General features: G+C 68.8%; 18 protein-coding genes. 14 read left to right on the top strand and 4 right to left on the bottom strand.

Features of this window, described 5'->3' with window-relative positions; genetic code table 11:
- The first annotated feature begins 76 nt into the window (after positions 1-76).
- Entirely contained in the window at positions 77-979 is a 903-nt protein-coding gene (locus CFB82_RS03900) for an NAD kinase (protein WP_069247190.1), read from the top strand.
- Positions 980-998: 19 nt separating this feature from the next.
- The gene (recN, locus tag CFB82_RS03895; RefSeq protein ID WP_089483469.1) at positions 999-2,648 is read left to right on the top strand and encodes a DNA repair protein RecN; all 1,650 of its coding nucleotides are present in this window, start codon (positions 999-1,001) and stop codon (positions 2,646-2,648) included.
- Positions 2,649-2,767: 119 nt separating this feature from the next.
- On the opposite strand, the gene glnE is transcribed toward recN, so the two are convergent.
- Positions 2,768-5,569 (bottom strand): bifunctional [glutamate--ammonia ligase]-adenylyl-L-tyrosine phosphorylase/[glutamate--ammonia-ligase] adenylyltransferase, encoded by a 2,802-nt coding sequence (gene glnE / locus CFB82_RS03890; protein ID WP_089483468.1) that lies wholly within the window; start codon positions 5,567-5,569, stop codon positions 2,768-2,770.
- 227 nt (positions 5,570-5,796) lie between these two features.
- Here glnE and CFB82_RS03885 point away from each other — a divergent pair, with 227 nt between their 5' ends.
- The 6 genes from CFB82_RS03885 to CFB82_RS03855 all read left to right on the top strand — a co-directional run bounded on the left by CFB82_RS03885 (position 5,797) and on the right by CFB82_RS03855 (position 14,692).
- Positions 5,797-9,996, top strand: coding sequence for a YhdP family protein (locus CFB82_RS03885; protein WP_069247187.1), 4,200 nt, complete (start codon positions 5,797-5,799; stop codon positions 9,994-9,996).
- A gap of 63 nt (positions 9,997-10,059) precedes the next feature.
- Positions 10,060-10,887: a carbon-nitrogen hydrolase family protein gene (locus CFB82_RS03880; protein WP_089483467.1), complete on the top strand. Its 828-nt coding sequence runs from the start codon at positions 10,060-10,062 to the stop codon at positions 10,885-10,887.
- Between the two features lie 85 nt (positions 10,888-10,972).
- Positions 10,973-12,439, top strand: a complete 1,467-nt coding sequence (tldD, locus tag CFB82_RS03875; protein WP_039361365.1) for a metalloprotease TldD — start codon at positions 10,973-10,975, stop codon at positions 12,437-12,439.
- 401 nt (positions 12,440-12,840) lie between these two features.
- Positions 12,841-13,914, top strand: a complete 1,074-nt coding sequence (gene aroG, locus CFB82_RS03865) for a 3-deoxy-7-phosphoheptulonate synthase AroG (protein ID WP_089483466.1) — start codon at positions 12,841-12,843, stop codon at positions 13,912-13,914.
- A 122-nt stretch (positions 13,915-14,036) separates the two neighbouring features.
- Positions 14,037-14,306 (top strand): type II toxin-antitoxin system Phd/YefM family antitoxin, encoded by a 270-nt coding sequence (locus tag CFB82_RS03860; protein ID WP_089483465.1) that lies wholly within the window; start codon positions 14,037-14,039, stop codon positions 14,304-14,306.
- Positions 14,303-14,692, top strand: coding sequence for a type II toxin-antitoxin system VapC family toxin (locus CFB82_RS03855; RefSeq protein ID WP_011351011.1), 390 nt, complete (start codon positions 14,303-14,305; stop codon positions 14,690-14,692). The genes CFB82_RS03860 and CFB82_RS03855 overlap by 4 nt, the downstream gene beginning before the upstream one ends.
- Before the next feature lie 74 nt (positions 14,693-14,766).
- Here CFB82_RS03855 and hmpA read toward each other — a convergent pair whose 3' ends face one another.
- Together hmpA and CFB82_RS03845 are read right to left on the bottom strand one after the other, a co-directional pair.
- Positions 14,767-15,975: an NO-inducible flavohemoprotein gene (hmpA, locus tag CFB82_RS03850; RefSeq protein ID WP_089483464.1), complete on the bottom strand. Its 1,209-nt coding sequence runs from the start codon at positions 15,973-15,975 to the stop codon at positions 14,767-14,769.
- Positions 15,976-16,068: 93 nt separating this feature from the next.
- The gene (locus CFB82_RS03845; protein ID WP_039361370.1) at positions 16,069-16,620 is read right to left on the bottom strand and encodes a cob(I)yrinic acid a,c-diamide adenosyltransferase; all 552 of its coding nucleotides are present in this window, start codon (positions 16,618-16,620) and stop codon (positions 16,069-16,071) included.
- Positions 16,621-16,793: 173 nt separating this feature from the next.
- Between CFB82_RS03845 and CFB82_RS03840 the strand changes: the two genes are divergently transcribed.
- The 6 genes from CFB82_RS03840 (at position 16,794) to proC (ending at position 23,939) form a co-directional block, all read left to right on the top strand.
- Complete coding sequence (locus CFB82_RS03840) at positions 16,794-18,203, top strand: FAD-binding oxidoreductase (protein ID WP_089483463.1); 1,410 nt, start codon at positions 16,794-16,796, stop codon at positions 18,201-18,203.
- Between the two features lie 41 nt (positions 18,204-18,244).
- A complete protein-coding gene (locus tag CFB82_RS03835; protein WP_069247182.1) occupies positions 18,245-19,738 on the top strand; it encodes an FAD-linked oxidase C-terminal domain-containing protein in 1,494 nt (497 codons plus the stop codon).
- A gap of 185 nt (positions 19,739-19,923) precedes the next feature.
- Positions 19,924-21,012 carry a glycolate oxidase subunit GlcE gene (glcE, locus tag CFB82_RS03830; protein ID WP_069247181.1) on the top strand — a complete coding sequence of 363 codons (1,089 nt, stop codon included), beginning with the start codon at positions 19,924-19,926 and terminating at the stop codon, positions 21,010-21,012.
- Positions 21,013-21,015: 3 nt separating this feature from the next.
- On the top strand, positions 21,016-22,242 hold the full coding sequence (glcF, locus tag CFB82_RS03825; protein ID WP_069247180.1) for a glycolate oxidase subunit GlcF: 1,227 nt from the start codon (positions 21,016-21,018) through the stop codon (positions 22,240-22,242).
- Between the two features lie 131 nt (positions 22,243-22,373).
- On the top strand, positions 22,374-23,072 hold the full coding sequence (locus CFB82_RS03820) for a YggS family pyridoxal phosphate-dependent enzyme (RefSeq protein WP_089483494.1): 699 nt from the start codon (positions 22,374-22,376) through the stop codon (positions 23,070-23,072).
- A gap of 54 nt (positions 23,073-23,126) precedes the next feature.
- The gene (gene proC, locus CFB82_RS03815) at positions 23,127-23,939 is read left to right on the top strand and encodes a pyrroline-5-carboxylate reductase (RefSeq protein WP_089483462.1); all 813 of its coding nucleotides are present in this window, start codon (positions 23,127-23,129) and stop codon (positions 23,937-23,939) included.
- 143 nt (positions 23,940-24,082) lie between these two features.
- Here the strand turns inward: proC and ubiA are convergent, their stop codons facing one another.
- Positions 24,083-24,946: a 4-hydroxybenzoate octaprenyltransferase gene (gene ubiA, locus CFB82_RS03810; RefSeq protein WP_089483461.1), complete on the bottom strand. Its 864-nt coding sequence runs from the start codon at positions 24,944-24,946 to the stop codon at positions 24,083-24,085.
- Positions 24,947-25,023 lie beyond the last annotated feature (77 nt).

The raw sequence follows: 25,023 nt of genomic DNA, 5'->3' as shown, positions 1-25,023 counted from the left end.
GCGCGGGCCGGCCCGATCCGGCCCCGACTGCGCACAGCCGGTTCTTTTCGTCAACGAGCTATGGTGTAATGCCGGCATGAAAACCGGTAATCTGTTCAACACTGTCGCGCTCGTCGGTCGGAGCAACACGCCGAACATCGCCGAGCCGCTCGCCACGCTGGCCGCCTGCATCGCCAAGCGGGGCTTCGAGGTCGTCTTCGAAGCCGAGACCGCGCGCGAGATCGGCATCACCGGCTACCCGGCGCTGACCCCGGCCGAAATCGGGGCGCGTGCCGATGTGGCGGTCGTGCTGGGCGGCGACGGGACGATGCTCGGCATCGGCCGTCAGCTCGCGCCGTACAAGACACCGCTGATCGGGATCAACCACGGGCGGCTCGGCTTCATCACCGATATCGCGGCGGCCGACATGCAGGCGCTCGTCCCGGTGATCCTGTCGGGCAAGTTCGAGCGCGAGGAGCGCGCGCTGCTCGAAGCGCGGATCATGCGCGACGGCGAACCGATCTACCACGCGATCGCCTTCAACGACGTCGTCGTGAACCGCAGCGGCTTCTCCGGGATGGTCGAGCTGCGCGCTTCGGTCGACGGCCGGTACATGTACAACCAGCGTTCGGACGGCCTGATCGTCGCCACGCCGACCGGTTCGACCGCTTATGCGCTGTCGTCGGCCGGCCCGATCCTCCATCCGCAGCTGGCGGGCATCGTGCTCGTGCCGATCGCGCCGCATGCGCTGTCGAACCGGCCGATCGTGCTGCCCGACGATTCGAAAATCGCGATCCAGATCGTCGGCGGCCGCGACGTCAACGTGAACTTCGACATGCAGTCGTTCACCGCGCTCGAACTGAACGACACGATCGAGGTGCGCCGCTCGAAGCATACGGTGCCGTTCCTGCACCCGATCGGCTACAGCTACTACGCGACGCTGCGCAAGAAGCTGCACTGGAACGAACACGCCTCGAACGAAGACGACAAGGCGTCCTGACGCCACTCCGCCCGACACCATGCTCCGCCACCTCTCGATCCGCGACTTCGTCATCGTCGCCGCGCTCGATCTCGAATTCGACAGCGGCTTTTCCGTCTTTTCCGGTGAAACCGGCGCCGGGAAATCGATCCTGATCGATGCCCTTGCCCTCGCGCTCGGCGAACGTGCCGACGCCAGCGTCGTGCGCACCGCCTGCGGCCGCGCCGACATCACCGCCGAATTCACGCCGCACGACCGCGTCGCGCGCTGGCTCGACGAACATGCGTTCGACACCGAGGACACCGTGATGCTGCGCCGCGTGATCGACGCGAACGGCCGGTCGCGCGCGTTCATCAACGGCACCAGCGCGACGCTCGCGCAACTGCGCGAGCTCGGCGAAATGCTCGTCGACATCCACGGCCAGCATGCGCACCAGCTGCTGATGCGGCCGGATGCGCAGCGCGAGCTGTTCGATACGCACGCGGGGCTCGTCGCCGATGCCGCGAACGTCGCGCGCGCATGGCGCGTGTGGCGCGACGCGACGCAGGCGATCGAGGCTGCAAAAGCGCATGAGCGCGAGCTGCAGCTCGAACGGGAAAAGCTCGCCTGGCAGCTCGCCGAACTCGACAAGCTCGCGCCGCAAGCCGGCGAATGGGACGAAGTCAGCAACGAGCACAAGCGCCTGTCGCATTCGGCAAACCTGATCGAAGGCGTGCGCGGTGCGCTCAACGCGCTGTCCGAGTCCGACGACGCGATGCTCGCGCAGCTCGGCGCGATCGTGTCGAAGCTGCGCAGCCTCGCCGACTACGACACCTCGCTCGGCGACGCGCTCGCGTCGCTCGAACCGGCCGAGATCCAGCTGCAGGAAGCCGTCTATTCGCTGTCGCACTATGCGCAGCGCGTCGATCTCGATCCCGAACGGCTCGCGCAGGTCGAAACGCGCCTCGATGCGCTGCACTCGACCGCCCGCAAGTTCCGCTTGCCGCCCGACACGCTGCACGAAGAACACGCGGCACGCCGCGCGCAGCTCGCCGCACTCGACGCGGCGGCCGATCTCGGCGCGCTCGAGGCAGTGCAGGCCAAGGCGCGGGAAGCCTATCTCGCCGACGCCAAGCACCTGTCCAAGGCACGCGCGCAGGCCGCCAAGGCGCTCGGCACGGCCGTCACGGCCGGCATGCAGGAACTGTCGATGGCGGGCGGGAGCTTCGAAGTCGCGCTCGTGCCGCTCGCCGACGGCGGTCCGCACGGGCTCGAACAGGTCGAATTCCGGGTCGCCGGGCACCCCGGCGTGCCGCTGCGGCCGCTCGCGAAGGTTGCGTCGGGCGGCGAGCTCGCGCGGATCAGCCTCGCGCTCGCGGTGATCGCCAGCGCGGCAAGCCCGACGCCGACGCTGATCTTCGACGAAGTCGATACGGGGATCGGCGGCGGCGTCGCCGAAGTGGTCGGCCGCCTGCTGCACCAGCTCGGGCGCGATCGCCAGGTGCTGTGCGTGACGCACCTGCCGCAGGTCGCCGCGCGCGGCGATCACCACTACCAGGTCGCAAAAGGCGCCGACGACCGTGGCGGTACGGTGTCGACCGTCGTCGCACTCGACCGCGCCAACCGGATCGAGGAAGTCGCGCGGATGCTCGGCGGGCTCGAGATCACGGCCACGACGCGCAAGCACGCGAAGGAAATGCTGGCCGCCTGACGCCGGCCCCCCGTTATCCGTTCGTCGAATGCAAAAAGACCGGCGCACGCGCCGGTCTTCTTTTTGGCACGGCGGGCAGCACGATCGTGTCCGCCCTGCCCCCGCATCGAACGGCCGTTTCAACTGTCCGTTTCAACCGCCCCGAACACGCGCTCCCACAGCGCCGTCACGGCCGCCCGCTCGTCAGCCACCACGGCCGGATCGACCCGCGCCTTCTCCATCCCGTCGAGCCGCAGCTTGTGCTGCAGCTTCCGGTACTTCCGGTACGCCGCCCCGACGCGCTCGGCCTCGTCCTCGCCCATCAGCCCGAAGCGTGCGACCTCGCGCAGCAGCGCGATGTTGCCCGTGTTGCGGATCAGCTCGGCGTCGCTCGACGCGTGCAGCAGCACCCAGTACTGGACGATGAACTCGATGTCGACCATCCCGCCGCGATCGTGCTTCAGGTCGAACAGCTCGGTCTGGTTCGGGTGGCCGGCGAACACCTTGCCGCGCATGTCGACGATTTCCTTCGCGAGCACGCCGCCGTCGCGCGGCGTCGTCAGCACCTGCTGGCGGATCGCCTCGAAGTCCGCGCCGATCTGCGCGTCGCCCGCGCTGTAGCGGGCACGCGTCAGCGCCTGGTGCTCCCAGACCCACGCGGTATTCGCCGCGTCGCCCTCGCGCAGCTGGTAGCGACGGAACGCGTCGAGATCAGTGACGAGCAGCCCGGCCTCGCCGTTCGGCCGCAGCCGCAGGTCGATGTCGAACAGCGCGCCCGCCCCGGTCGCCGTGGTGAGCCACGTGATCAGGCGCCGCGTGAAGGTCGTGTAGACGTCCGCCGAGCGCTCGTCAGCGTCGTCGTACAGGAAGATCAGGTCGAGATCCGACGCGTAGCCGAGCTCCTTGCCGCCCAGCTTGCCGTACGCGATCACCGCGAACTTCGGCACGTCGCGATGGCGCTTCGCGAGCTGCGACCAGACGACTTCGATCGTCACGTCGAGCACCGCGTCGGCCAGCTCGGACAGCCGGTCGCTCACGTGCTCGACCGACAGTTGCCCGGCCAGATCGATCAGCAGGATCCGGAACACCTCCGCGTGCTGGGCGTGCCGCAGCAGGTCCATCTGTTGCTCGGGGCCGTCGGCCGCGGCGAGTCGCGCGCGCAGTGCGTCCTTGAACGCGGGCCAGTCGAACGGGCTCGCGATCGCCTCGTCGTCGAGCAGTTCGTCGAGCAGTTGCGGATGGCGGATCAGGTAGCCGCCGCCCCAGCGCGTCGCACCGAGCACCGACAGCACGCGGTCGAGTGCAGCCGGATATTCGGTCAGCAGCGCGAGATAGACACCGCGCCGGCTGACCGTCTCGAGCAGGTCGAACAGGCGCACGATCGTGTCGTCACGGCGCGCCGCGTCGATGTTCGGCGCGGCGTCGAGCGCCCGCTGCGCGACGCTGTCGAAGCGCTGCCGGCTCTTTTCCGGCAGGCCCGTGTAGCGCGACGACTGCCAGATCGCGCGCAGCCGGGCGAGCACGGTGGCCGGATCCGTAAAGCCGAGGCCGTCGAGACGCGCGACCAGCGCGTCGTCCTCGCCGTCGTCGGCCAGCGCGCCGCTCCAGATCCACGCGGCGGCCGTGTCGTCGCCGGCCGCGCAGGGCGCGCCGCTCGCCTTGTCGGCAAAAATCTGGTCGAACTGCGCTTCGACGAACGTGCGGTGGCCGTCCAGCACCGTCATCAGCGCCGCATAGTCGGCAAAGCCCAGCGACGCGGCCAGCGCCGCGCGTTCGTCCGGCTCGACCGGCATCGCGTGCGTCTGCGCGTCGTTGCGGTACTGCAGCCGGTGCTCGAGCGTGCGCAGGAAGTTGTAGGCTTCGGTCAGGCGCGCACGCACATCCTCGCCGATCAGCCCGCGCGCCTGCGCATGGCGCAGCACCGCAAGCGTCGGCCGCACGCGGAATTCCGCATCCTGGCCGCCGCGGATCAGCTGGAACACCTGCGCACTGAATTCGATCTCGCGGATCCCGCCGCGCCCGAGCTTGATGTCGTCGGCCTTGTCGGGCCGCATCGACGCGCGGCGCGCGGCTTCCTGCCGGATCTGCTGGTGCAGCGAGCGGATCGCGCCGATCACGCCGAAGTCGAGGTAGCGGCGGTACACGAACGGCTTGACGATCGACTCGAGCTGCGACGCCAGCCGTTGCGCCGCGTCGCTGTCGCCTTCCGACACGAGCCGCCCCTTGATCCACGCATAGCGCTCCCACTCGCGGCCCTGCACGTAGAAATATTCCTCGAGCATGCCGAGGCTGCAGACGAGCGGCCCCGAATCGCCGTTCGGACGCAGCCGCATGTCGACGCGAAACACGTAGCCGTCGGCGGTGACTTCCGACAACACGCCGATCAGCCGCCGGCCGAGCCGCGTGAAGTATTCCTGCGTGGACAGCGGCGAACGCGCGCCGCCGGTCGTCTCGCCGTCGTCCTCGTAGACGAAGATCAGGTCGATGTCCGACGACACGTTCAACTCACGGCCGCCGAGCTTGCCCATCCCGACCACGCCGAGCACGACGCGCTGGCCGTCGGCACCGCGCGGCTCGCCGTACAGCGCCTCGAGCTCGGCCGACAGCAGCGCGAGCGAGCGCTGCACGGCCACTTCCGCGAGATCGGTCATCGCGCCCGTCACTTCGGCGACGTCCGCCACCCCGCGCAGGTCACGCTCCGCCACCGCGCCGAACACCTCGGCGCGCAGTTGCCGCAGTGCGCGCTTCAGTTGCTCCTCGGTCGGCGCGGCCGTGCCGGCCGGCGTCGCGAGCAGTTCGGTGAGGCGCGCGTCGAGCTGCGCGCGACCGAGCGGCGCGGCAACCCACGCAGCGACCTGGTCGACCAGCGCGGGTCGCGCGGCGGCCGCGCGGGCCAGGTAACGGGAATAGGACGTGCAGATCAGGGCGGAAGCGTCGGTCATCGAGAAGCGGGCCTGGCGGAACGGCCGGCCGGCACGGGAAGCGCACGCGCGCCCCGCTCCCGACCGGCTCCATGGACTCGGCGCGGCGTCGCGGGGCGGGTGCGCCCGTCGCCAAACCGCGCGCCGGAAAGCCCGTGCCACGCTGCCGCAACGGCCGCCGGCACGAACCCGTGTGATACATTTCTACGTCAGTCTGCAAAACTACCATATCGCCGCCCGTCCGCCGCATGCCCGACCGTCAGGAATCCGCCGTAGCTGCGCCCGAAGCGGGACCTCCGAAGCACGATCATCCGGTCTTGCGTCGCGTGTTCAAAGTGACGCTGGCAGTCGGGATCGGCACCTACTTCGTCGCTGCGGGCACGTTCCTCGGGCTGCGGTACGTCCTGCTGCCCCGCATCGACGAATTCCGCCCGCGCATCGAACGCGCGGTGTCCGACAAGCTCCACGCGCAGCTTTCGATCGGCAAGCTTTCCCCGAACTGGTCCGGCATGCAGCCGGGCGTCGAACTTACGAACCTGACGATCCGCGGCCGTGACGGCAAGGTCGCGCTGTCGGTGCCGCATGCGACGGCCGCGCTGTCGTGGATGTCGCTGCTGCGGCTGTCGCCCGCACTGTCGAGCCTGATCGTCGACCAGCCCGACCTGGTCGTCGCGCGTGCCGCCGACGGCTCGCTGAGCATCGCGGGCGTCGGCGTGGCGACCACCCACGGCGGCAACGACACGTTCGGCACGTGGCTGCTGAAACAGGAGGCGATCGTGCTGCGCGGCGGCACGCTGCGCTGGCGCGACGCGCAGCATGACGCGCCGGAGCTCGTGCTGTCGGGCATCCGGATCGCGGTGCTCAATGCCGGCCGCGTGCACAAGGCCGCGCTGCAGGCGCCCGCGAACGGCACGCTGCTGCTCGGCCCGCTCGACTTCCGTGCGCGCTTCAGGCACAAGCCGCTCGCGCCGGTCGGCAAGCCGGCGAACTGGACGGGCGACGCGTACCTGTCGACGGGCCCGGTCGACCTGCAGACGCTCGCGCGCTACCTCGACATGCCGCTCACGATCCACGCGGGCCGGATCGACAACGCGATCTGGGCCACCTTCGGCGACGGCCACCTGCATTCGGCGGGCGGCGACCTGCAGGGCGCGGACGTCGCGCTGCGCGTGCGCCCGACGCAGCCGCGGCTCGACGTGCCGACGGTCGGCTTCGGCTGGGACATGCAGCTCGACGCCGGCCACGACTACACGCTGCACCTGACGCGCTTCAACGCGGAGCTCGGCCAGCCGCCGCTGCCGGACGGCACGCCGCTCGCCCGCTCGCTCGCGCTGTCGACGCTGACGGCCCGCTACCGCGTGCCGACCGTGAACCAGGGGCAGTTGCTGAGCGTGGTCGGCGACCGCGTCGATCTCGGCATCCTCAGCGAATTCATCCGCGGGCTGCCGCTGCCGGCACGCCTGCGCAACGAGCTGATCAAGCTCGACCCGCGCGGGATGGTGTCGAACTATCACATCGAGGTCGAGCGCGCGAAACCCGCACACGCGGACCTCGCCGACGAGGAGCGGCGCATGGGCGCGGCGCCGATCGTGCGCTACCGCTTCCTCGGCGACCTGCAAGGCATCAGCTTCGCCGCGCAGGAGCCGCCGCCCGGGCTCTCGCCGCGCGGCCACCCGCGCGCCGGCTGGCCGGGTGTCGAGAACCTGTGGGGCCGCGTCGACGCGAACGAGACAGGCGGCTCCGCGCATTTCGACACGGTCAATGCAGCCGTCACGGTGCCCGGCGAATTCGACGAGCCGCGCCTGACGTTCGACCGGCTGCGCGGCAATGCCAAATGGACGATCACGCCCGCGCCCGGCGACAAGCACGCGCGCGTCGACGTGTCGCTGCCCGACCTGTTCGTGTCGAACCCCGATGCCGAAATCGCGGTGTCGGGCTCGTACACGAACCCCGGCCACGGCCGCGGCTCGCTCGACCTGCGCGCCGATTTCGCCCGGGCGTCGGTGGCGCGCATTCCACGCTACCTCCCGACCGGGATGTCCGAGCACCTGCGCGACTATCTCGGCCACGCACTGCAGGACGGCCAGGTGGCCAAGGGCGCATCGATCGTCGCCCGTGGCCCGCTCGAGAAATTCCCGTTCGAACACGAGCCGGACGCCGGCGTGTTCCACATCGTCGCGCCGTTCACCGGCGGCCGCTTCGAACCGACGCCGTACCCGCCGCGCAAGCTCGCGAACGGCACGCCGAGCATCTGGCCGGCGCTCGACGGGATCGACGGCGTATTCGAACTCGCGCAGAACAAGCTGCGCTTCGACATCCACCGCGCACACTACAAGCGCGTCGCACTGACGAAGGTCGCGGGCCGCATCGACGATCTCGGCAATCCGAGCCACTCGCCGCTGATCATCGACGGCCATGCGCAGGGCCCGCTCGCCGACCTGATCGACTACGCGGACAACAGCTCGCTCGGCACGATGAGCGGGCACATCGGCCAGCGGATCGACGCGCAGGGGCCCGCGTCGCTCGGGCTCAAGATCACGATTCCGCAGCACGTCGCGCATCCGCACACGCACGTCGAAGGCGCGCTCGCATTCGGCGGCAACACGCTGACGACCAGCGGCGTGCCGCCGCTGTCCGCACTGCGCGGCAGTGTCCGGTTCACCGAGGCCGGCGCATCGCTGCACGAACTCTCGGGGCGCTTCCTCGGCGGCCCGGTGCGCGCGAACGGCAACTTCCAGTCGCACGGGCCCTACACGGTGGACGTCGACGGCCGGCTCGCACTCGACGCCGCGCGCGGCCTGAACCTGCACGGCCCGGCCGCCGCGCTGCTCGAGCACGTGGTCGGCGACGCGCCGTACAAGGTCGCCGTACGCGGCGCGCCGGGCCGCCTGCCCGACATCAGCGCGCATTCCGACCTGACCGGCGTCGCGCTGAATTTCCCCGCGCCGTTCGCGAAGGCGGCCGGCACGCCGATGCCGTTCAACTTCACGCTGCAGCCGGCGCCGCAAGCGGACGGCAAGCGCCTCGAGCACGCCGACCTGACGCTCGGCCCCGTGTCCGCGACCTACCTGCTCGACGCGACGCGCGGCCAGCCGCTGCGCGCGGTGCGCGGCGCGATGGGCATCCACCGGATGCCCGACATGCCGCAGGACGGCGTGAGCGCGGCCGTCGACGTCAACGAACTGGACGCCGATGCGTGGCTCGCGCTTGCCCATACGCTGAAGTCCGACACGCCGCGCGCGCCGGAGCCGCAGGCCGCGCCGCGCGTCGATTTCGCGAGCTTCGCGCCGAAGCGCTTCGCGCTCCATTTCGGCACGCTGAAGCTGCTCAAGCGCAACTGGGAAAACGTGATCGTCGGCGCCTCGCACATCGACGAGCTGTGGCAGGCGAACATCGCGTCGAACCAGGTGTCGGGCTACCTGTCGTGGGCGCCGGGCGGCGGCCACAACGGCGCCGGCGTGCTGAACGCGCGGCTCGCGAAGCTCGTGGTGCCCGACAGCGCGCAGCACGATCTCGTCGGCCGCGCGATGAACCTGCCGACGCCGACCGACCGCCCGATACCGTCGATCGACCTGATCGTCGACCAGGTCGTCGCGCGCAACCACGACATCGGCCGCCTCGTCGTCAACGCGCGCAATATCGATGAAGCCGGCACGCCGGTCTGGCAGCTCGACAAACTGGAGCTGTCGAACCCGGACGCGAAGCTGACGGCGACCGGCAACTGGCGCACGTCGCGCCGCGCGCTCGCCCGCGGCACCGACGAGAGCGACGCACCGCGCCGCACCGTGTTCGACTTCAAGCTCGACATCGGCAACGCGGGCGCGCTGCTCGACCGCGTCGGCCTGCCGCGCACGCTGGCGAACGGCCATGGCTCGGTGACCGGCAAGGTCGGCTGGCGCGGCGGCCCGACCGCGCTCGACTTCCCGTCACTCGGCGGCCAGATCGCGATCGATCTCGAACACGGCCAGATCCTGAAGGTCGACCCGGGCGCGGCGAAACTGCTCGGCGTGCTGAGCCTGCAGAGCCTCGCGCGCTTCCTGACGCTGAATTTCCGCGACGTGATCGGCAAGGGGCTGCCGTTCGACAAGATTACCGGCACCGGCCAGATCTCGAACGGGATCGCCCGCACCGACGACTTCTCGATGATGACGGGGCCCGCGAACGTCTCCGTGCGCGGCGCGGTCGATCTCGGCGCCGAGACGCAGGACCTGCATGCGCACGTCGCACCGAAGATCAGCGCGGGCGCCGCCGCGATCGGGGCGGCCATCATCAACCCGCTGCTCGGCGTCGGCGTGCTGGCCGCGAACTATGCGCTGTCGGAGACGCTGTCGCGCGCGTTCGCGCTCGACTACGCGATCACCGGCTCGTGGGCGCACCCGCACATCGAGCGGGTGCGGGGCGATCAGGGTAAGATGAATCACGGTCCGGCCGATGCGGCGAATCATTGAGCCGCGCGTCGAATCGCGCACGGTGCCGGGCCGCACCCCATTTATGACGCAACCGATCCTGCGATGACCGACCACACCCGTTCCGCCACGCCCTTCCAGGTCGCCGCGCTGCAGATGGTGAGCACGCCGGACGTCGCGCGCAATCTCGCCGAAGCCCGCCGCCTGATCGCGGAAGCCGCCGGCGAAGGCGCGCAGCTCGTGCTGCTGCCCGAGTATTTCTGCTTCATGGGCCACCGCGACACCGACAAGCTCGCGCTCGCCGAACCGTACCAGGACGGCCCGGTCCAGCGCTTCCTCGCGGACGCCGCGCGTCGCCACGGCATCTGGGTGATCGGCGGCACGCTGCCGCTGAAGGCGCCGGAGCCCGATCGCGTGCTCAACACGACGCTCGTGTTCGATCCATCAGGCAACGAAGCCGCGCGCTACGACAAGATCCACCTGTTCAACTTCGAGAAAGGCGACGAGTCGTTCGACGAGGCGCGCACGATCCGCGCGGGCGATGCGGTCGTCGCGTTCGACGCGCCGTTCGGGCGGGTCGGCCTGTCGGTCTGTTACGATCTCCGCTTTCCGGAGCTGTATCGCAGGATGGGCGACTGCGCGCTGATCGTCGTCCCGTCGGCGTTTACGTATACGACGGGCCGCGCGCACTGGGAAACGCTGCTGCGCGCGCGGGCCGTCGAAAACCAGTGCTACGTGCTCGCGGCCGCGCAAGGCGGCAAGCACGAGAACGGCCGGCGCACCTGGGGCCACAGCATGCTGATCGACCCGTGGGGCGAGATCGTCGCGGTCCGTGACGTCGGTGCCAGCGTCGTGCTCGGCGGGATCGATCCGCAGCGCATCGCCGACGTGCGCCAGAGCCTGCCCGCGTGGCGGCACCGCGTGCTGACCTGAATCCGCCGCACCGCTTGAAACGCCGCGCGGCCAACCCATCTGCCCAGAAGCACCCGACAACTTTTTGAGAAACCCCGATATCCGCATGAACATCATCGAACCCGGCATCCGCAACCTCGCGCTGGCGAAGGACATCCTGCTCACGCCGTACGGCCTCGACGAAAGCCTGCTCACGCGCACGATCGCCGACATCTTCACGCATCGCGTCGACTATGCGGACCTGTACTTCCAGGCGACCCGCAGCGAAGCGTGGAGCCTCGAGGAAGGCATCGTCAAATCGGGCAGCTTCAGCATCGACCAGGGCGTCGGCGTGCGCGCGGTCGCGGGCGACCGCACCGCGTTCGCGTATTCCGACGACCTGTCGCCGGAAGCGATCGCGCAAGCCGCGGCGGCCACCAAGGCAATCGCGGCGGCCGGCGGCGGCCGCCAGAAGATCAAGGCGGCATCGTCGCTGAAGGGCATCTCGGGCCGCGACCTGTACCTGCCGTCCGATCCGCTCGCGTCGCTCGACGCAACGGCCAAGGTCAAGCTGCTCGAGCGCATCGAGCAGATGGCGCGCGGCCGCGACCCGCGCATCACGCAGGTGATGGCAGGCCTCGCCGGCGAATACGACGTCGTGCTGGTTGCCCGCAGCGACGGCGCGCTCGCAGCCGACATCCGCCCACTCGTGCGCGTGTCGGTCACGGTGATCGCCGAGCAGAACGGCCGCCGCGAGATCGGCTCCGGCGGCGGCGGCGGTCGCTTCGACTACGGCTATTTCACCGACGACGTGCTGTCGCGCTACGTCGACGACGCCGTGCATGCGGCACTCGTGAACCTCGACGCCCGCCCCGCGCCGGCCGGCGCGATGACGGTCGTGCTCGGGCCGGGCTGGCCGGGCGTGCTGCTGCACGAGGCGATCGGCCACGGTCTCGAAGGCGACTTCAACCGCAAGGGTTCGTCGGCATTCGCGGGCCGGATCGGCGAGCGGGTCGCCGCGAAGGGCGTGACCGTCGTCGACGACGGCACGCTGCCGAACCGCCGCGGCTCGCTGAACATCGACGACGAAGGCAACCCGACGCAGTGCACGACGCTGATCGAGGACGGCATCCTGAAGGGCTACATCCAGGACACGCTGAACGCCCGCCTGATGAAGATGCCGGTGACCGGCAACGCGCGCCGCGAGTCGTACGCAGCGCTGCCGATGCCGCGCATGACCAACACGTACATGCTGAACGGCGACAAGGATCCGCAGGAAATCATCGCGTCGGTGAAGAACGGCCTGTACGCGGTGAACTTCGGCGGCGGCCAGGTCGACATCACGAACGGCAAGTTCGTGTTCTCGGCGTCCGAGGCGTACATGATCGAGAACGGCAAGATCACCTACCCGGTGAAGGGTGCGACGCTGATCGGCAGCGGCCCGGAATCGCTGAAGGACGTGAGCATGATCGGCAACGACATGTCGCTCGACTCGGGTGTCGGCGTGTGCGGCAAGGAAGGCCAGAGCGTGCCGGTCGGCGTCGGCCAGCCGACCCTGCGGATCGACAGGATGACGGTCGGCGGTACGGCATAACCGCATCGCGGCGCAGACATTCCGCGCATTTTGAAGAAAACGCGCGGAATGTCCGCATTTTCGACGTTTCCCGGTTGCCAGCCGCCCGGCGACGGGGTATAAATTCCGAATCAACTTTTTTGACGAACCGAATCTCCGTCATGTCCGCCAAGTTTTACTTTTACTTTTTTTGGTATCTCAGACCGCTGGCGGATCGAGAGGGTTGATGGCGCGTAAAGCGCAACCGAAATTCCCGAAAAAACCGCCGGCGAACCCGGCGGTTTTTTTTCGCCCTTCGCCCCCGGTCGCCGCCGCAGCGGTCCCGCGGCCCCGACCGAAACCACTGAATCGCTTGAATTGATGAATCTGCCGCACGCGTACTCGCACTGACCGAACCGCGCCCGGAACCAAGGAGAAACAGCATGCCCCCGCACAACACCGACGACGTCCGCATTCGCGAACTCAAGGAACTGACGCCGCCCGCCCACCTGATCCGCGAATTCGCGTGCTCCGAAGCCGCGTCCGAGCTGATCTACAACTCGCGCCAGTCGATGCACCGCATCCTGCACGGGATGGACGACCGGCTGATCGTCGTCGTCGGGCCGTGCTCGATCCATGACACGAAGGCGGCGATCGAATACGCGGGCCGGCTGGTGAAGGAGCGCGAGCGCTTCAAGGGCGAACTGGAAATCGTGATGCGCGTGTACTTCGAGAAGCCGCGCACGACGGTCGGCTGGAAGGGCCTCATCAACGATCCGCACCTCGACAACAGCTTCAAGATCAACGAAGGGCTGCGCACCGCGCGCGAGCTGCTGCTGCAGATCAACGAAATGGGGCTGCCGGCCGCGACCGAATACCTCGACATGATCAGCCCGCAGTACATCGCCGACCTGATCTCGTGGGGTGCGATCGGCGCGCGCACGACGGAATCGCAGGTGCACCGCGAGCTCGCGTCGGGGCTGTCGTGCCCGGTCGGCTTCAAGAACGGCACCGACGGCAACGTGAAGATCGCGGTCGACGCGATCAAGGCCGCCTCGCAGCCGCACCATTTCCTGTCGGTGACGAAGGGCGGCCATTCGGCGATCGTGTCGACGGCCGGCAACGAGGACTGCCACGTGATCCTGCGCGGCGGCAAGGCGCCGAACTACGACGCGGACAGCGTGAACGCCGCGTGCGCGGACATCGGCAAGGCCGGCCTCGCCGCGCGCCTGATGATCGACGCGAGCCACGCGAACAGCTCGAAGAAGCACGAGAACCAGATCCCGGTATGCGCGGACATCGGCCGCCAGATCGCGGCCGGCGACGAGCGCATCGTCGGCGTGATGATCGAGTCGCATCTCGTCGAGGGGCGCCAGGACCTGAAGGAAGGCTGCGAGCTGACCTACGGCCAGAGCATCACCGACGCGTGCATCGCATGGGACGACAGCGTGAAGGTGCTGGAAGGCCTCGCGGAATCGGTGAAGGCGCGCCGCGTCACGCGCGGCAGCGGCAACTGACGGACACGAACAGGCTGGCCGCATGACCCCGCCTGTGGCGGATTGGCCGTGCGGCCAACGTGCGGTCGTCGTTTCGCTCTGCTAGACTAGCTAACATTATCTAGCTAACCAGGGGAGCGACGATGCCGACCGTCAACATGCACGATGCCAAGTCGCGGCTCTCAAGCCTCGTCGAGGCGCTTGAATTGGGGCGCGAGTCCGAAGTCGTGATCGCCCGCAATGGTCATCCGGTTGCGCGGATCGTTCCTTACGCGGCGCCGAAGCGAATCGGCGCCGCTCGTCAATTGCTTGCCGGGCTGAACATCCCGACAACCGTCGAGGCATTCAACGCCGGTGACGAATCGATCGCGGCCGACTTCGATGCCAGTTCGGAACAGGGGCTCGCACCGTGAAGCTGCTGCTCGATACGCACATCGCACTATGGGCGGCTGAAGGCGCACCTCAACTTTCGGCGACCGCAGCGGCGTTGATCGAGCATCCCGAGAACACGCTGTACGTCAGCGCCGCGTCCATCTGGGAAATCGCGATCAAATACCGCAAAGGCAATCTGCCCGTTCACCCACGTGATGCACGCTCGGCATTCCGGCTCGCCGGTTTTGCGGAGTTACCGATCAGCAGCGATCACGTTGAAGGTGTCGCCGCGTTGCCCGATTTTCCAGATCACGCCGATCCGTTCGACCGCGTAATGGTCGCGCAGGCGCTCCATGAAGGCATGCCGCTCGTCAGTGCCGATCCGAAAGTGTGGCGCTATCACGCGACGCTGATGCTCCGCGCCTGACGCGCTATGCGCGCAACAAAAATGCCCGGCTCGCGCCGGGCTCTTTCATTGGCCGGAATCCCACCGCCCATGCATCACTCGAGCGCGCCCGAGCCGAATATCTCGGTATTCACGCGTTCCGGCGCGACGCCCAGCGCGACGAGCGCGTCACGCTGCGCCTTCATGAACCCGATCGGGCCGCAGATGTAGTAGTCGGCGTCCGGTACCAGTGCGTATTGCCGCACGCGTTCCGGCGTGAGGCGCCCTTCCAGGTCGTGCTCGATGCCCGCGCGATCGTTCGGGCCGACCAGTTCGTACAACACCGTGCGCTTGACATTCGCATGGTCGCGTACCGTATCGTTCAGCCAGTCGCGGAACGCGTGCACCGCGCCCGACCGGCAGGCGTGGACGAACCGCACTTCGCGCCGGCTGCCCTCGGCGATCAGCGTCGACGCCATCGACATCATCGGCGTGATGCCGACGCCGCCGGAGATCAGCACCACCGGCGTCTCGACGCCACGCTTCAGCGAGAATTCGCCCATCGGCGCGGTCACTTCGACGATCGCGCCCTCTTCCACGCCGTCGTGCATCAGCGTCGACACCTTGCCGGCCGGAATGACTTCCGGCTTGCCGGCTTCACGCTTCACCGAGATGCGCAGCCACTTGCCGTGCGGCGCGTCGGACAGGCTGTACTGGCGCGGCTGGTCGACGCCGAGGTCGCCGACGAAGCGCTTCACCGTGATGTACTGGCCGGGCTCGAACGTCGGCGCCGCGCCGCCGTCGGCCGGCGTCAGGTAGAACGACGTGATCTCGTCGCTTTCGCGCACCTTGCGCTCGACCTTGAACGGGCGGAACCCGCTCCACGCGGCGCCCGCGTACAGGTCGGCCTCGACGCCGATCAGGATCTGCGCGAGCTGGCCGTACGCGACCCGCCATGCCTCGAGGGTTTCGGCATCGACCGCGTCGCCCAGCACTTCGACGATCGACGCAAGCAGGTTCTCGCCGACGATCGGGTAATGCTCGGGGCGGATGTTCAGGCTCGCGTGCTTGTGCGCGATCTTGGTCACGGCGCCGCCCAGCGCGCCGAGGTTGTCGATGTTCGCCGCGTACGCGTAGACGGCCTTCGCGAGCGTTTCCGGCTGGCTGCCCGTCTTCTGGTGCGTCTGGTTGAACAGGTTCTTCAGTTCCGGATGGCGCGCGAACATGCGCTGGTAGAAGTGCTTCGTGATCGTCGCGCCGTGCACGGCGAGGACAGGGGCAGTGGCCTTCACGCGAGCCATCTGGTCAGCGGTGATGTGGGTCATGTTCGTTCTCCGTTAAACATGTACACACAATACCTCTTTAAAAACCGACGCCCCCTCGGGCAAATTGTCGCAGTGCGTCAAAGGGGCGACCCGTCAGCGGACGCGGCCGCGCTCCCACAGCACGTCCGATCCGCCGTCGGTGCGGTTCAGCACGCGCGCCAGCACGAACAGCAGGTCCGACAGCCGGTTCACGTAGCGCCGCGGCGCATCGTTGAGCGTCTCGGTCCGCCCGAGCGCGACGATCGAACGCTCCGCGCGGCGGCATACGGTTCGGCATACGTGCGCGAGCGACGCCGCGCGCGAGCCGGCCGGCAGAATGAATTCCTTCAGCGGCGGCAGCGTCGCGTTGTAGTCGGCGAGCCAGCGGTCGAGACGTGCGAGATGCGTGTCGTCGAGCACGGTATGGCCGGGAATGCACAGTTCGCCGCCAAGATCGAACAGGTCGTGCTGGATCGTCACGAGCGCCGTGCGGATCTCGTCCGGCAGCGTTTCGGCGAGCAGCACGCCGAGGTTCGAGTTCAGTTCGTCGACGTCGCCGATCGCGGCGATCCGCGTGTCGTCCTTGCCGATGCGCCGGCCGTCGCCGAGCCCGGTGGTGCCATCGTCGCCCGTGCGCGTGGCGATCTTGCTCAAGCGGTTGCCCATGCGAATGTCCTCTGGTGCGTGGCCGCGCGGCGGCTCGGTTGCGTTCGAACGCGATTATCGCAGCCCGCGGAGGCGGGCGCAGCGGGCGTTACAGCGTAGAATGGACCGAAACCCTGCAGCACGGGAGCCGGGCCGGTGCCAACGCGCCCACCCGGATCGACAAGGAGACGTACGTGAATCACCCTGCCCAGCCGGCTGCCACGCGCCGCCCCCTTCCCCCTGCCATGCTCGATGCGCTGCGCGCCGCCTTCGGCGAGCGCGTGTCGACCGCCGACGCCGTCCGCGCCCACCACGGCCGCGACGAGTCGCCGTTCGACCCGCAACTGCCCGACGCCGTCGTGTTCGCGCACAGCGCGGACGACGTGCGCGAAGTCGTGTCGCTGTGCTCGCTGTACAGCGTCCCGCTGATCCCGTACGGCGCCGGCTCGTCGCTCGAAGGCCACCTGCTCGCGGTGCGCGGCGGCGTCTCGCTCGACCTGTCGGAAATGAACCGCGTGCTGTCGATCAACGCCGAAGACCTGACCGTGACGGTCGAGCCGGGCATCACGCGCAAGGCGCTCAACGAAGCACTGCGCGACACCGGCCTGTTCTTCCCGATCGACCCGGGTGCCGACGCGAGCATCGGCGGGATGACCGCCACGCGCGCGTCGGGCACCAACGCCGTGCGCTACGGCACGATGCGCGAGAACGTGCTCGGCCTGACCGCCGTGCTCGCCGACGGCCGCGTGGTGAAAACCGGCTCGCGCGCCCGCAAGTCGTCGGCCGGCTACGACCTCACGCGCCTGTTCGTCGGCTCCGAAGGCACGCTCGGCGTGATCACCGAGATCACGCTGCGCCTGCATCCGCTACCCGAAGCCGTATCGGCCGCGACCTGCACGTTCCCGTCGATGGGCGACGCGGTGCGCACCGTGATCGAAACGATCCAGATCGGCGTGCCGATTGCGCGCGTCGAATTCGTCGATGCGCTCGCGGTGCGCTCGATCAACCGCCATTCGAACCTGACGCTGACCGAAGCACCGACGCTGTTCTTCGAATTCCACGGCACCGAGGCCGGCGTGAAGGAACAGGCCGAGCTCGTCCAGGCGCTCGCCGGCCAGAACAACGGCCAGGGCTTCGAATGGGCAACCCGCCCCGAAGACCGCAGCCGGCTCTGGGCCGCCCGCCACAACGCGTATTTCGCGATGCTGCAGTTGAAACCCGGCTGCCGCGCGGTGACGACCGACGTGTGCGTGCCGATCTCGCAGCTCGCCGCGTGTGTCGAGGAGACCGAAATCGACCTGCGCGCGTCGTCGCTGCCCTGCCCGATCGTCGGCCACGTCGGCGACGGCAATTTCCACGTCGCGATCCTGATCGACCCCGACAAGCCCGAGGAAATCGCCGAAGCCGAGCACATCAACGACCGGATCGTCGAGCGTGCGCTGCGCCTCGGCGGCACCTGTACGGGCGAGCACGGCGTCGGGCTGCACAAGATGCGCTTCCTGCCGAAGGAGCACGGCGACAACGCGATCGACACGATGCGTGCGATCAAGCTTGCGCTCGATCCGCGCAACCTGATGAATCCGGGCAAGATTTTCACGTGCTGACACGGCGGCGCGACACCGCGCCGCCTGCTGCAGGAGACCCCATGAACGCTCCCGTCGAACTGTCGAGCGCGGCACGCGCGCAGCGCCAGCGCGAAGTCGTGCAGGCGCTGATGGCCGTGCTGCCGACGCACTGCCTGTTGTACCGCGACGAAGACACGGCGCCGTACGAATGCGACGGCCTGTCCGCGTACCGCCGCCTGCCGCTCGCGGTCGCGCTGCCCGAAACGGAATCGCAGGTGCAGCGGATCGTGCAGATCTGCCGCCGCATGGAAGTGCCCATCGTGCCGCGCGGCGCGGGCACGAGCCTGTCGGGCGGCGCGTTGCCGATCGCGCTCGGCGTCGTGCTGTCGCTGGCGCGCTTCACGCGCATCGTCGAAGTCGATCCCTACGCGCGCACCGCGACCGTGCAGCCCGGCGTGCGCAACCTCGCGATCTCGGAAGCCGCCGCGCCGTACGGCCTGTATTACGCGCCCGATCCGTCGTCGCAGATCGCGTGCACGATCGGCGGCAACGTCGCGGAGAATTCCGGCGGCGTCCACTGCCTGAAATACGGGCTGACCGTGCACAACGTGATGCGCGTGCGCGCGGTGACGATCGACGGCGAGATCGTCGAATTCGGCTCGCTCGCGCTCGACATGCCGGGCCTCGACCTGCTCGCCGTGATGATCGGCAGCGAAGGGATGTTCGCGATCGTCACCGAGGTCACGGTGAAGCTGATCCCGAAGCCGCAAACGGCACAGCTCGTGATGGCGAGCTTCGACGACGTCGTCAAGGGCGGCGAGGCCGTCGCGGCGATCATCGCGTCGGGGATCATCCCGGCCGGGCTCGAAATGATGGACAAGCCGGCCACGCAGGCCGTCGAGTCCTTCACGCATGCCGGCTACGACCTCGACGCGAAGGCGATCCTGCTGTGCGAATCGGACGGCACGCCGGAAGAAGTCGCGGAAGAGATCGTGCGGATGACGGCCGTGCTGCGCGAGCATGGCGCGACACGCATCCAGGTATCGCGCAACGAGAGCGAGCGGCTGCGCTACTGGTCGGGCCGCAAGAACGCGTTCCCGGCCGCCGGCCGTATTTCGCCCGACTATTACTGCATGGACGGCACCGTGCCGCGCCGCGCGATCGGCCCGCTGCTCGCGCGCATCGAGCAGCTCGAAACGCGCTACGGGCTGCGCTGCATCAACGTGTTCCATGCGGGCGACGGCAACATGCATCCGCTGATCCTGTACAACGCGAACGATCCGGACGAACTGCACCGCGCCGAGCAGTTCGGTGCGGAAATCCTCGAATGCTGCGTGGAATTCGGCGGCAGCGTGACGGGCGAGCACGGCGTCGGCATCGAGAAGCTCAATTCGATGTGCGTACAGTTCTCGCCGCAGGAGCGCGATGCATTCTTCGCGGTCAAGCGCGCCTTCGATCCGGCGGGGCTGCTGAACCCGGACAAGGGCATCCCGACCCGCGCGCGCTGCGCCGAATACGGTCGCCAGCACGTGCGCGGCGGGCTGCTGCCGCACCCCGACCTGCCGCGCTTCTGAGCGTCGCGCGCGGGTCGCGGCCCGTGCCGGCGGCCGGGTCGCGGCGGCGGCGCGCGCCCGTGCGGCCCGCTCGCGCGACGGCTCAAGCATGCGGCCGGCAATCCGGGGCTTAGGGATAGTCGCGATGTAGATTCGCGCCACCCCGGTACAATCGACCGAACAACAAGTCGAGGCAGCAACAGAACATGGAAGAGGACGACATCGTCGCCGGATGGGCCGAGCGCATCCGCGCCGCCAGTGCCGACGGCCGGCCGCTGCGGATTCGCGGCGGCGGCACCAAGGACTGGTACGGCCAGGCGCTCGAGGGCGAAATACTCGACACGCGCGCGTTTCAGGGCGTCGTGTCGTACGACCCGGCCGAACTCGTCGTCACGGTCCGCGCGGGCACGCCGCTCGCGCAGCTTGAAACCGTCCTCGCCGAGTGCGGCCAGATGCTGCCGTTCGAGCCGCCGCACTTCGGCCGCGCGGCCACCGTCGGCGGCTGCGTCGCGGCCGGCCTGGCGGGCCCGCGGCGCGCCACCTGCGGCGCACCGCGCGATTTCGTGCTCGGCGTCACGCTGATGAACGGCCGCGGCGACATGCTGCGCTTCGGCGGCCAGGTCGTGAAGAACGTCGCCGGCTACGACGTGTCGCGGCTGATGGCCGGCGCGCTCGGCACGCTCGGGCTGATGCTCGACCTGTCGATCAAGGTGCTGCCGATGCCCGTCGCCGAAGTCACGCTGAAGTTCGAGATGACCGCGACCGACGCGGTGCGCAAGCTCAACGAATGGGGCGGCCATCCGCTGCCCGTCAGCGCGAGCGGCTGGCGCAACGGCACGCTCGTGCTGCGCCTGTCGGGCGCCGAAGCGGCCGTGAAGTCCGCGAAGACGCTGCTCGGCGGCGAAGTCGTGGACGCGGTCGAGGCCGAGCGCTTCTGGGCCGGCCTGCGCGAGCATACCGACCCGTTCTTCAACGGCATCCCGCCTGGCTATGCGCTGTGGCGCCTCGCGCTGCCGTCGATCACCGAACCGATGCACCTGCCCGGCACCCAGCTGATGGAATGGGGTGGCGCGCAGCGCTGGTGGATCACCGACGCCGACGCGCAGACCGTGCGGATGAGCGCGAAGCAGGCCGGCGGCCACGCGACGCTGTTCCGTGCGGGCGACGCGTATGACCGCAGCGCGGGCGTGTTCACGCCGCTCCCCGCCCCGATGATGAAAATCCACCGCGGGCTGAAAGCCGCGTTCGACCCCGCGCGCATCTTCAACCGCGGCCGGCTCTATCCGGACCTCTGAGCGATGCAAACGAACCTCGCCGATTTCATCCGCAATACGCCCGACGGCGACGAAGCCGACGCGATATTGCGCAAGTGCGTGCATTGCGGGTTCTGTACCGCGACCTGCCCGACCTACCAGTTGCTCGGCGACGAACTCGACGGCCCGCGCGGCCGGATCTACCTGATCAAGCAGATGGTCGAAGGCGCGCCCGTCACGCGCAGCACGCAGCAGCACCTCGACCGCTGCCTCACCTGCCGCAGCTGCGAGACGACCTGCCCGTCCGGCGTCCAGTACGGACGGCTCGTCGAGATCGGCCGCAAGCACGTCGAGGCGCAGGTGCAGCGCCCGGTGCAGCAGCGTCTCGTGCGCCGCCTGCTCGCGAGCCTCGTGCCGAATGCCGCGCTGTTCTCGCCGGTGATGCGGCTCGGTCAGCACGTGCGGCCGCTGCTGCCGAAGCGGCTGCGCGACAAGGTGCCGCCGCGCACGCGGCTGCTCGAATGGCCGCACCTCACGCATACGCGCAAGATGCTGATGCTCGGCGGCTGCGTGCAGCCGTCGATGTTGCCGAACATCAACATCGCGACCGCGCGCGTGCTGGACGCACTTGGCATCGAGACGGTCGTCGCGCCCGACGCGGGCTGCTGCGGCGCGATCCGCCTGCACCTGAACTATCACGACGAAGCGCTCGACGACGCGCGCCGCAACATCGACGCATGGTGGCCCCACGTCGAACAAGGTGTCGAGGCGATCGTGATGAATGCGTCGGGCTGCGGCGCGACGGTGCTCGAATACGCGCACCTGCTGCGCGACGACCCGGCCTACGCAGAAAAAGCGCAGCGCATCGTGTCCCTCACGCGCGACATCTCCGACGTGCTGCTCGCGTTCGAGGCCGAGCTCGCGACGCTCGCGCGGCGCCGCGCGATCCATACGGTCGCGTACCACCCGCCGTGCACGCTGCAGCACGGCCAGCAGTCACGCGGCAAGGTCGAACGCCTGCTCGAGACGCTCGGCATCGACGTGCGGCTGCCGGCCGACAGCCATCTGTGCTGCGGGTCGGCCGGCACCTATTCGCTGACGCAGCCGTCGCTGTCGTACCGGTTGCGCAAGCAGAAGCTGCTGAAGCTGCAGGCGCTCGAACCGCAGATGATCGTCTCCGGCAACATCGGCTGCATCGCCCACCTGCAGAGCGGCACGCAGATTCCGGTCACCCACTGGATCCAGCTCGTCGAGCACCTGCTGTACGGCTAGCGCGTGCTCATACGAATGACGGGTGGACGCTGGGCCTCGCGCCCGGCGTCCGTATAATGGGCGAATCGATGCGTCGCGTGCCGCGGCGCATCCGCACCATGCCCGCTTCCGTGCCTGCTTTCGTGCCCGTCATGTCCGATCTCGCCGCCCGTCTCGCATCCGTTCATCGCCGCATCGCCGACGCCGCCCGCGCGGCCGGCCGCGATCCCGCCACCGTGTCGCTGCTCGCCGTGTCCAAGACGTTTCCCGCCGACGACGTGCGCGCCGCGCATGCGGCCGGGCAGCGTGCCTTCGGCGAAAACTACGTGCAGGAGTCGATCGACAAGATCGACGCGCTCGCCGACCTGCGTGCCAACCTCGAGTGGCATTTCATCGGGCCGCTGCAATCGAACAAGACGCGCCCCGTTGCCGAACGCTTCGACTGGGTTCATTCGGTCGACCGGCTGAAGATCGCGCAGCGCCTGTCGGAACAGCGCCCCGCGCACCTGCCGCCGCTCAACGTGTGCGTGCAGGTGAACATCAGCGGCGAGGCGTCGAAGAGCGGCGTCGCGCCGGCCGACGTGGCCGAGGTTGCGCACGCGGTCGCCGCGCTGCCGTCGCTGCGGCTGCGCGGGCTGATGGCGATTCCGGAACCGGCCGGCGACACCGACGCGCAACGCGTGCCGCATCGTGCGCTGCGCGCGCTGTTCGACACGTTGCGCGCCGACGGCCTGCCGCTCGACACGTTGTCGATGGGCATGTCCGCCGATCTCGACGCGGCCGTGCTCGAAGGCGCGACGATCGTGCGCGTCGGCACCGCGATCTTCGGCGCGCGCGACTACTCGCACTGAACGCTACGCCCTTTCCGCCCTACCGTTCACTCCTCACTCGCTCAATCGGACATCATGAAAATCGCATTCATCGGCGGCGGCAACATGGCCGCGGCCCTGATCGGCGGCCTGATCAAGCGCGGCGTCGCCGCTGACGGCCTGTATGCCATCGACGTCAACGAAGACGTGCGCGCGCGCGCCGCGCAGCAGTTCGGCGTGCGCACCGGCGCGGCCATCGACGCGACGCTCGCCGGCTACGACGCGGTCGTGCTCGCGGTGAAGCCGCAGGTGCTGAAGGACGTCGCGCAGGCGCTCGCGCCGCACCTGACGTCGCAGCTCGTGATCAGCATCGCGGCCGGCATCCGCGGCAGCGATCTCGCGCGCTGGCTCGGCGACTACGCGCGCGTCGTGCGCACGATGCCGAACACGCCCGCGCTCGTCGGCATGGGCGTGACGGGCCTCGCCGCACTGCCGGGCGTCGACGCGGCGGGCCGTGAACTCGCGTCGAACGTGCTCGGCGCGGTCGGCGAGATCGTGTGGTTCGACGACGAATCGAAGCTCGACGCCGTCACGGCCATTTCGGGCAGCGGCCCCGCGTACGTGTTCTATTTCATCGAAGCGCTGCAGGAAGCCGCGCGCCAGCTCGGCATGAACGACGAACAGGGCCGCGCACTCGCGGTCGCGACGTTCACGGGCGCCGCGCAACTCGCCGCGCAATCGGGCGAGCCGGCGAGCGTGCTGCGCGAGCGCGTGACGTCGAAGGGCGGCACGACGGCCGCCGCGCTCGCGTCGTTCGACGCGCAAGGCGTGAAGGATGCGATCGTGCGCGGCGCGCTCGCAGCCGAAGCGCGTGCGAAGGAAATGGGCGACGAGCTCGGCCGCGCGTAAGCGCGCCTGCGGTACCGGCCGATGCGCGATGCGTCGCACGGGCCGCCCCCTTTGCCTTGCTCGACCCACAAAAAAAGCGGCCCAGGCCGCTTTTTTGTTGCTGCGTTCCGCGCGACATGACGCCGGCGGGCACATCGGGAAACTCAGTTCCCTGCCAGCAGGTAATGCACGGCGATCCCGGCGAACAGCACGCCGCCGAGCCAGTTGTTGTGCCGGAACGCCGCGAAGCACGGCATCCGCTCGCGGTCCTTGATCAGCGTGTAGTGATATAGCGCGCAGCCGACCGCCGCCGCCCAGCCAGCCCAGTATGCGAGGCCGAAGCCGAGCGTCACGCCGATCCATACGTAGATCCCGAGCGTCACCGCGTAGCACAGCATCACGGCCGCGACGTCGAAGCGGCCGAACGTCAGCGCGGACGTGCGGATGCCGATCTTGATGTCGTCGTCGCGATCGACCATCGCGTATTCGGTGTCGTACGCGACCGACCAGAAAATGTTCGCGACCAGCATCACCCACGCGATCGTCGGCACCGTGTCCTGCACGGCCGCGAACGCCATCGGGATGCCGAAGCCGAACGCGATGCCCAGATAGGCCTGCGGAATCGCGAAAAAGCGCTTCATGAACGGATACGAGCCCGCGACGAACAGCGCGACGACGGACAGCTGCTTCGTCAGCGTGTTGAGGGGCAGGATCAGCAGGAACGAGATGAATGCGAGCCCGACCGCGATCGCGATGGCTTCCCACGCGTGGATCTTGCCCGACGTCAGCGGCCGGTCGGCCGTGCGCTTCACATGACGGTCGAAATCGCGGTCGGCGTAATCGTTCATCGCGCAGCCGGCCGAGCGCATCAGCAGCGTGCCGAGCGAGAAGATCACGAGCAGCGGCCAGCGCGGATGGCCGTCGGACGCGATCCACAGCGCGTTGAGCGTCGGCCACAGCAGCAGCAGGCTGCCGATCGGCTTGTCCATCCGGACGAGCCGCAGATACAGGGGAAAGCGGGCAAGCATGGCGAAGCACCGGGAAGATAACCCCGGCATTTTAGAGCCGAGCGGTGCTCCGCGTCATGTCGGCACGGCCCGCGGGC

Source organism: Burkholderia sp. HI2714 (assembly GCF_002223085.1).
GTDB lineage: Bacteria > Pseudomonadota > Gammaproteobacteria > Burkholderiales > Burkholderiaceae > Burkholderia > Burkholderia lata_D.
This window is presented reverse-complemented; position numbering and strand designations above follow the sequence as displayed.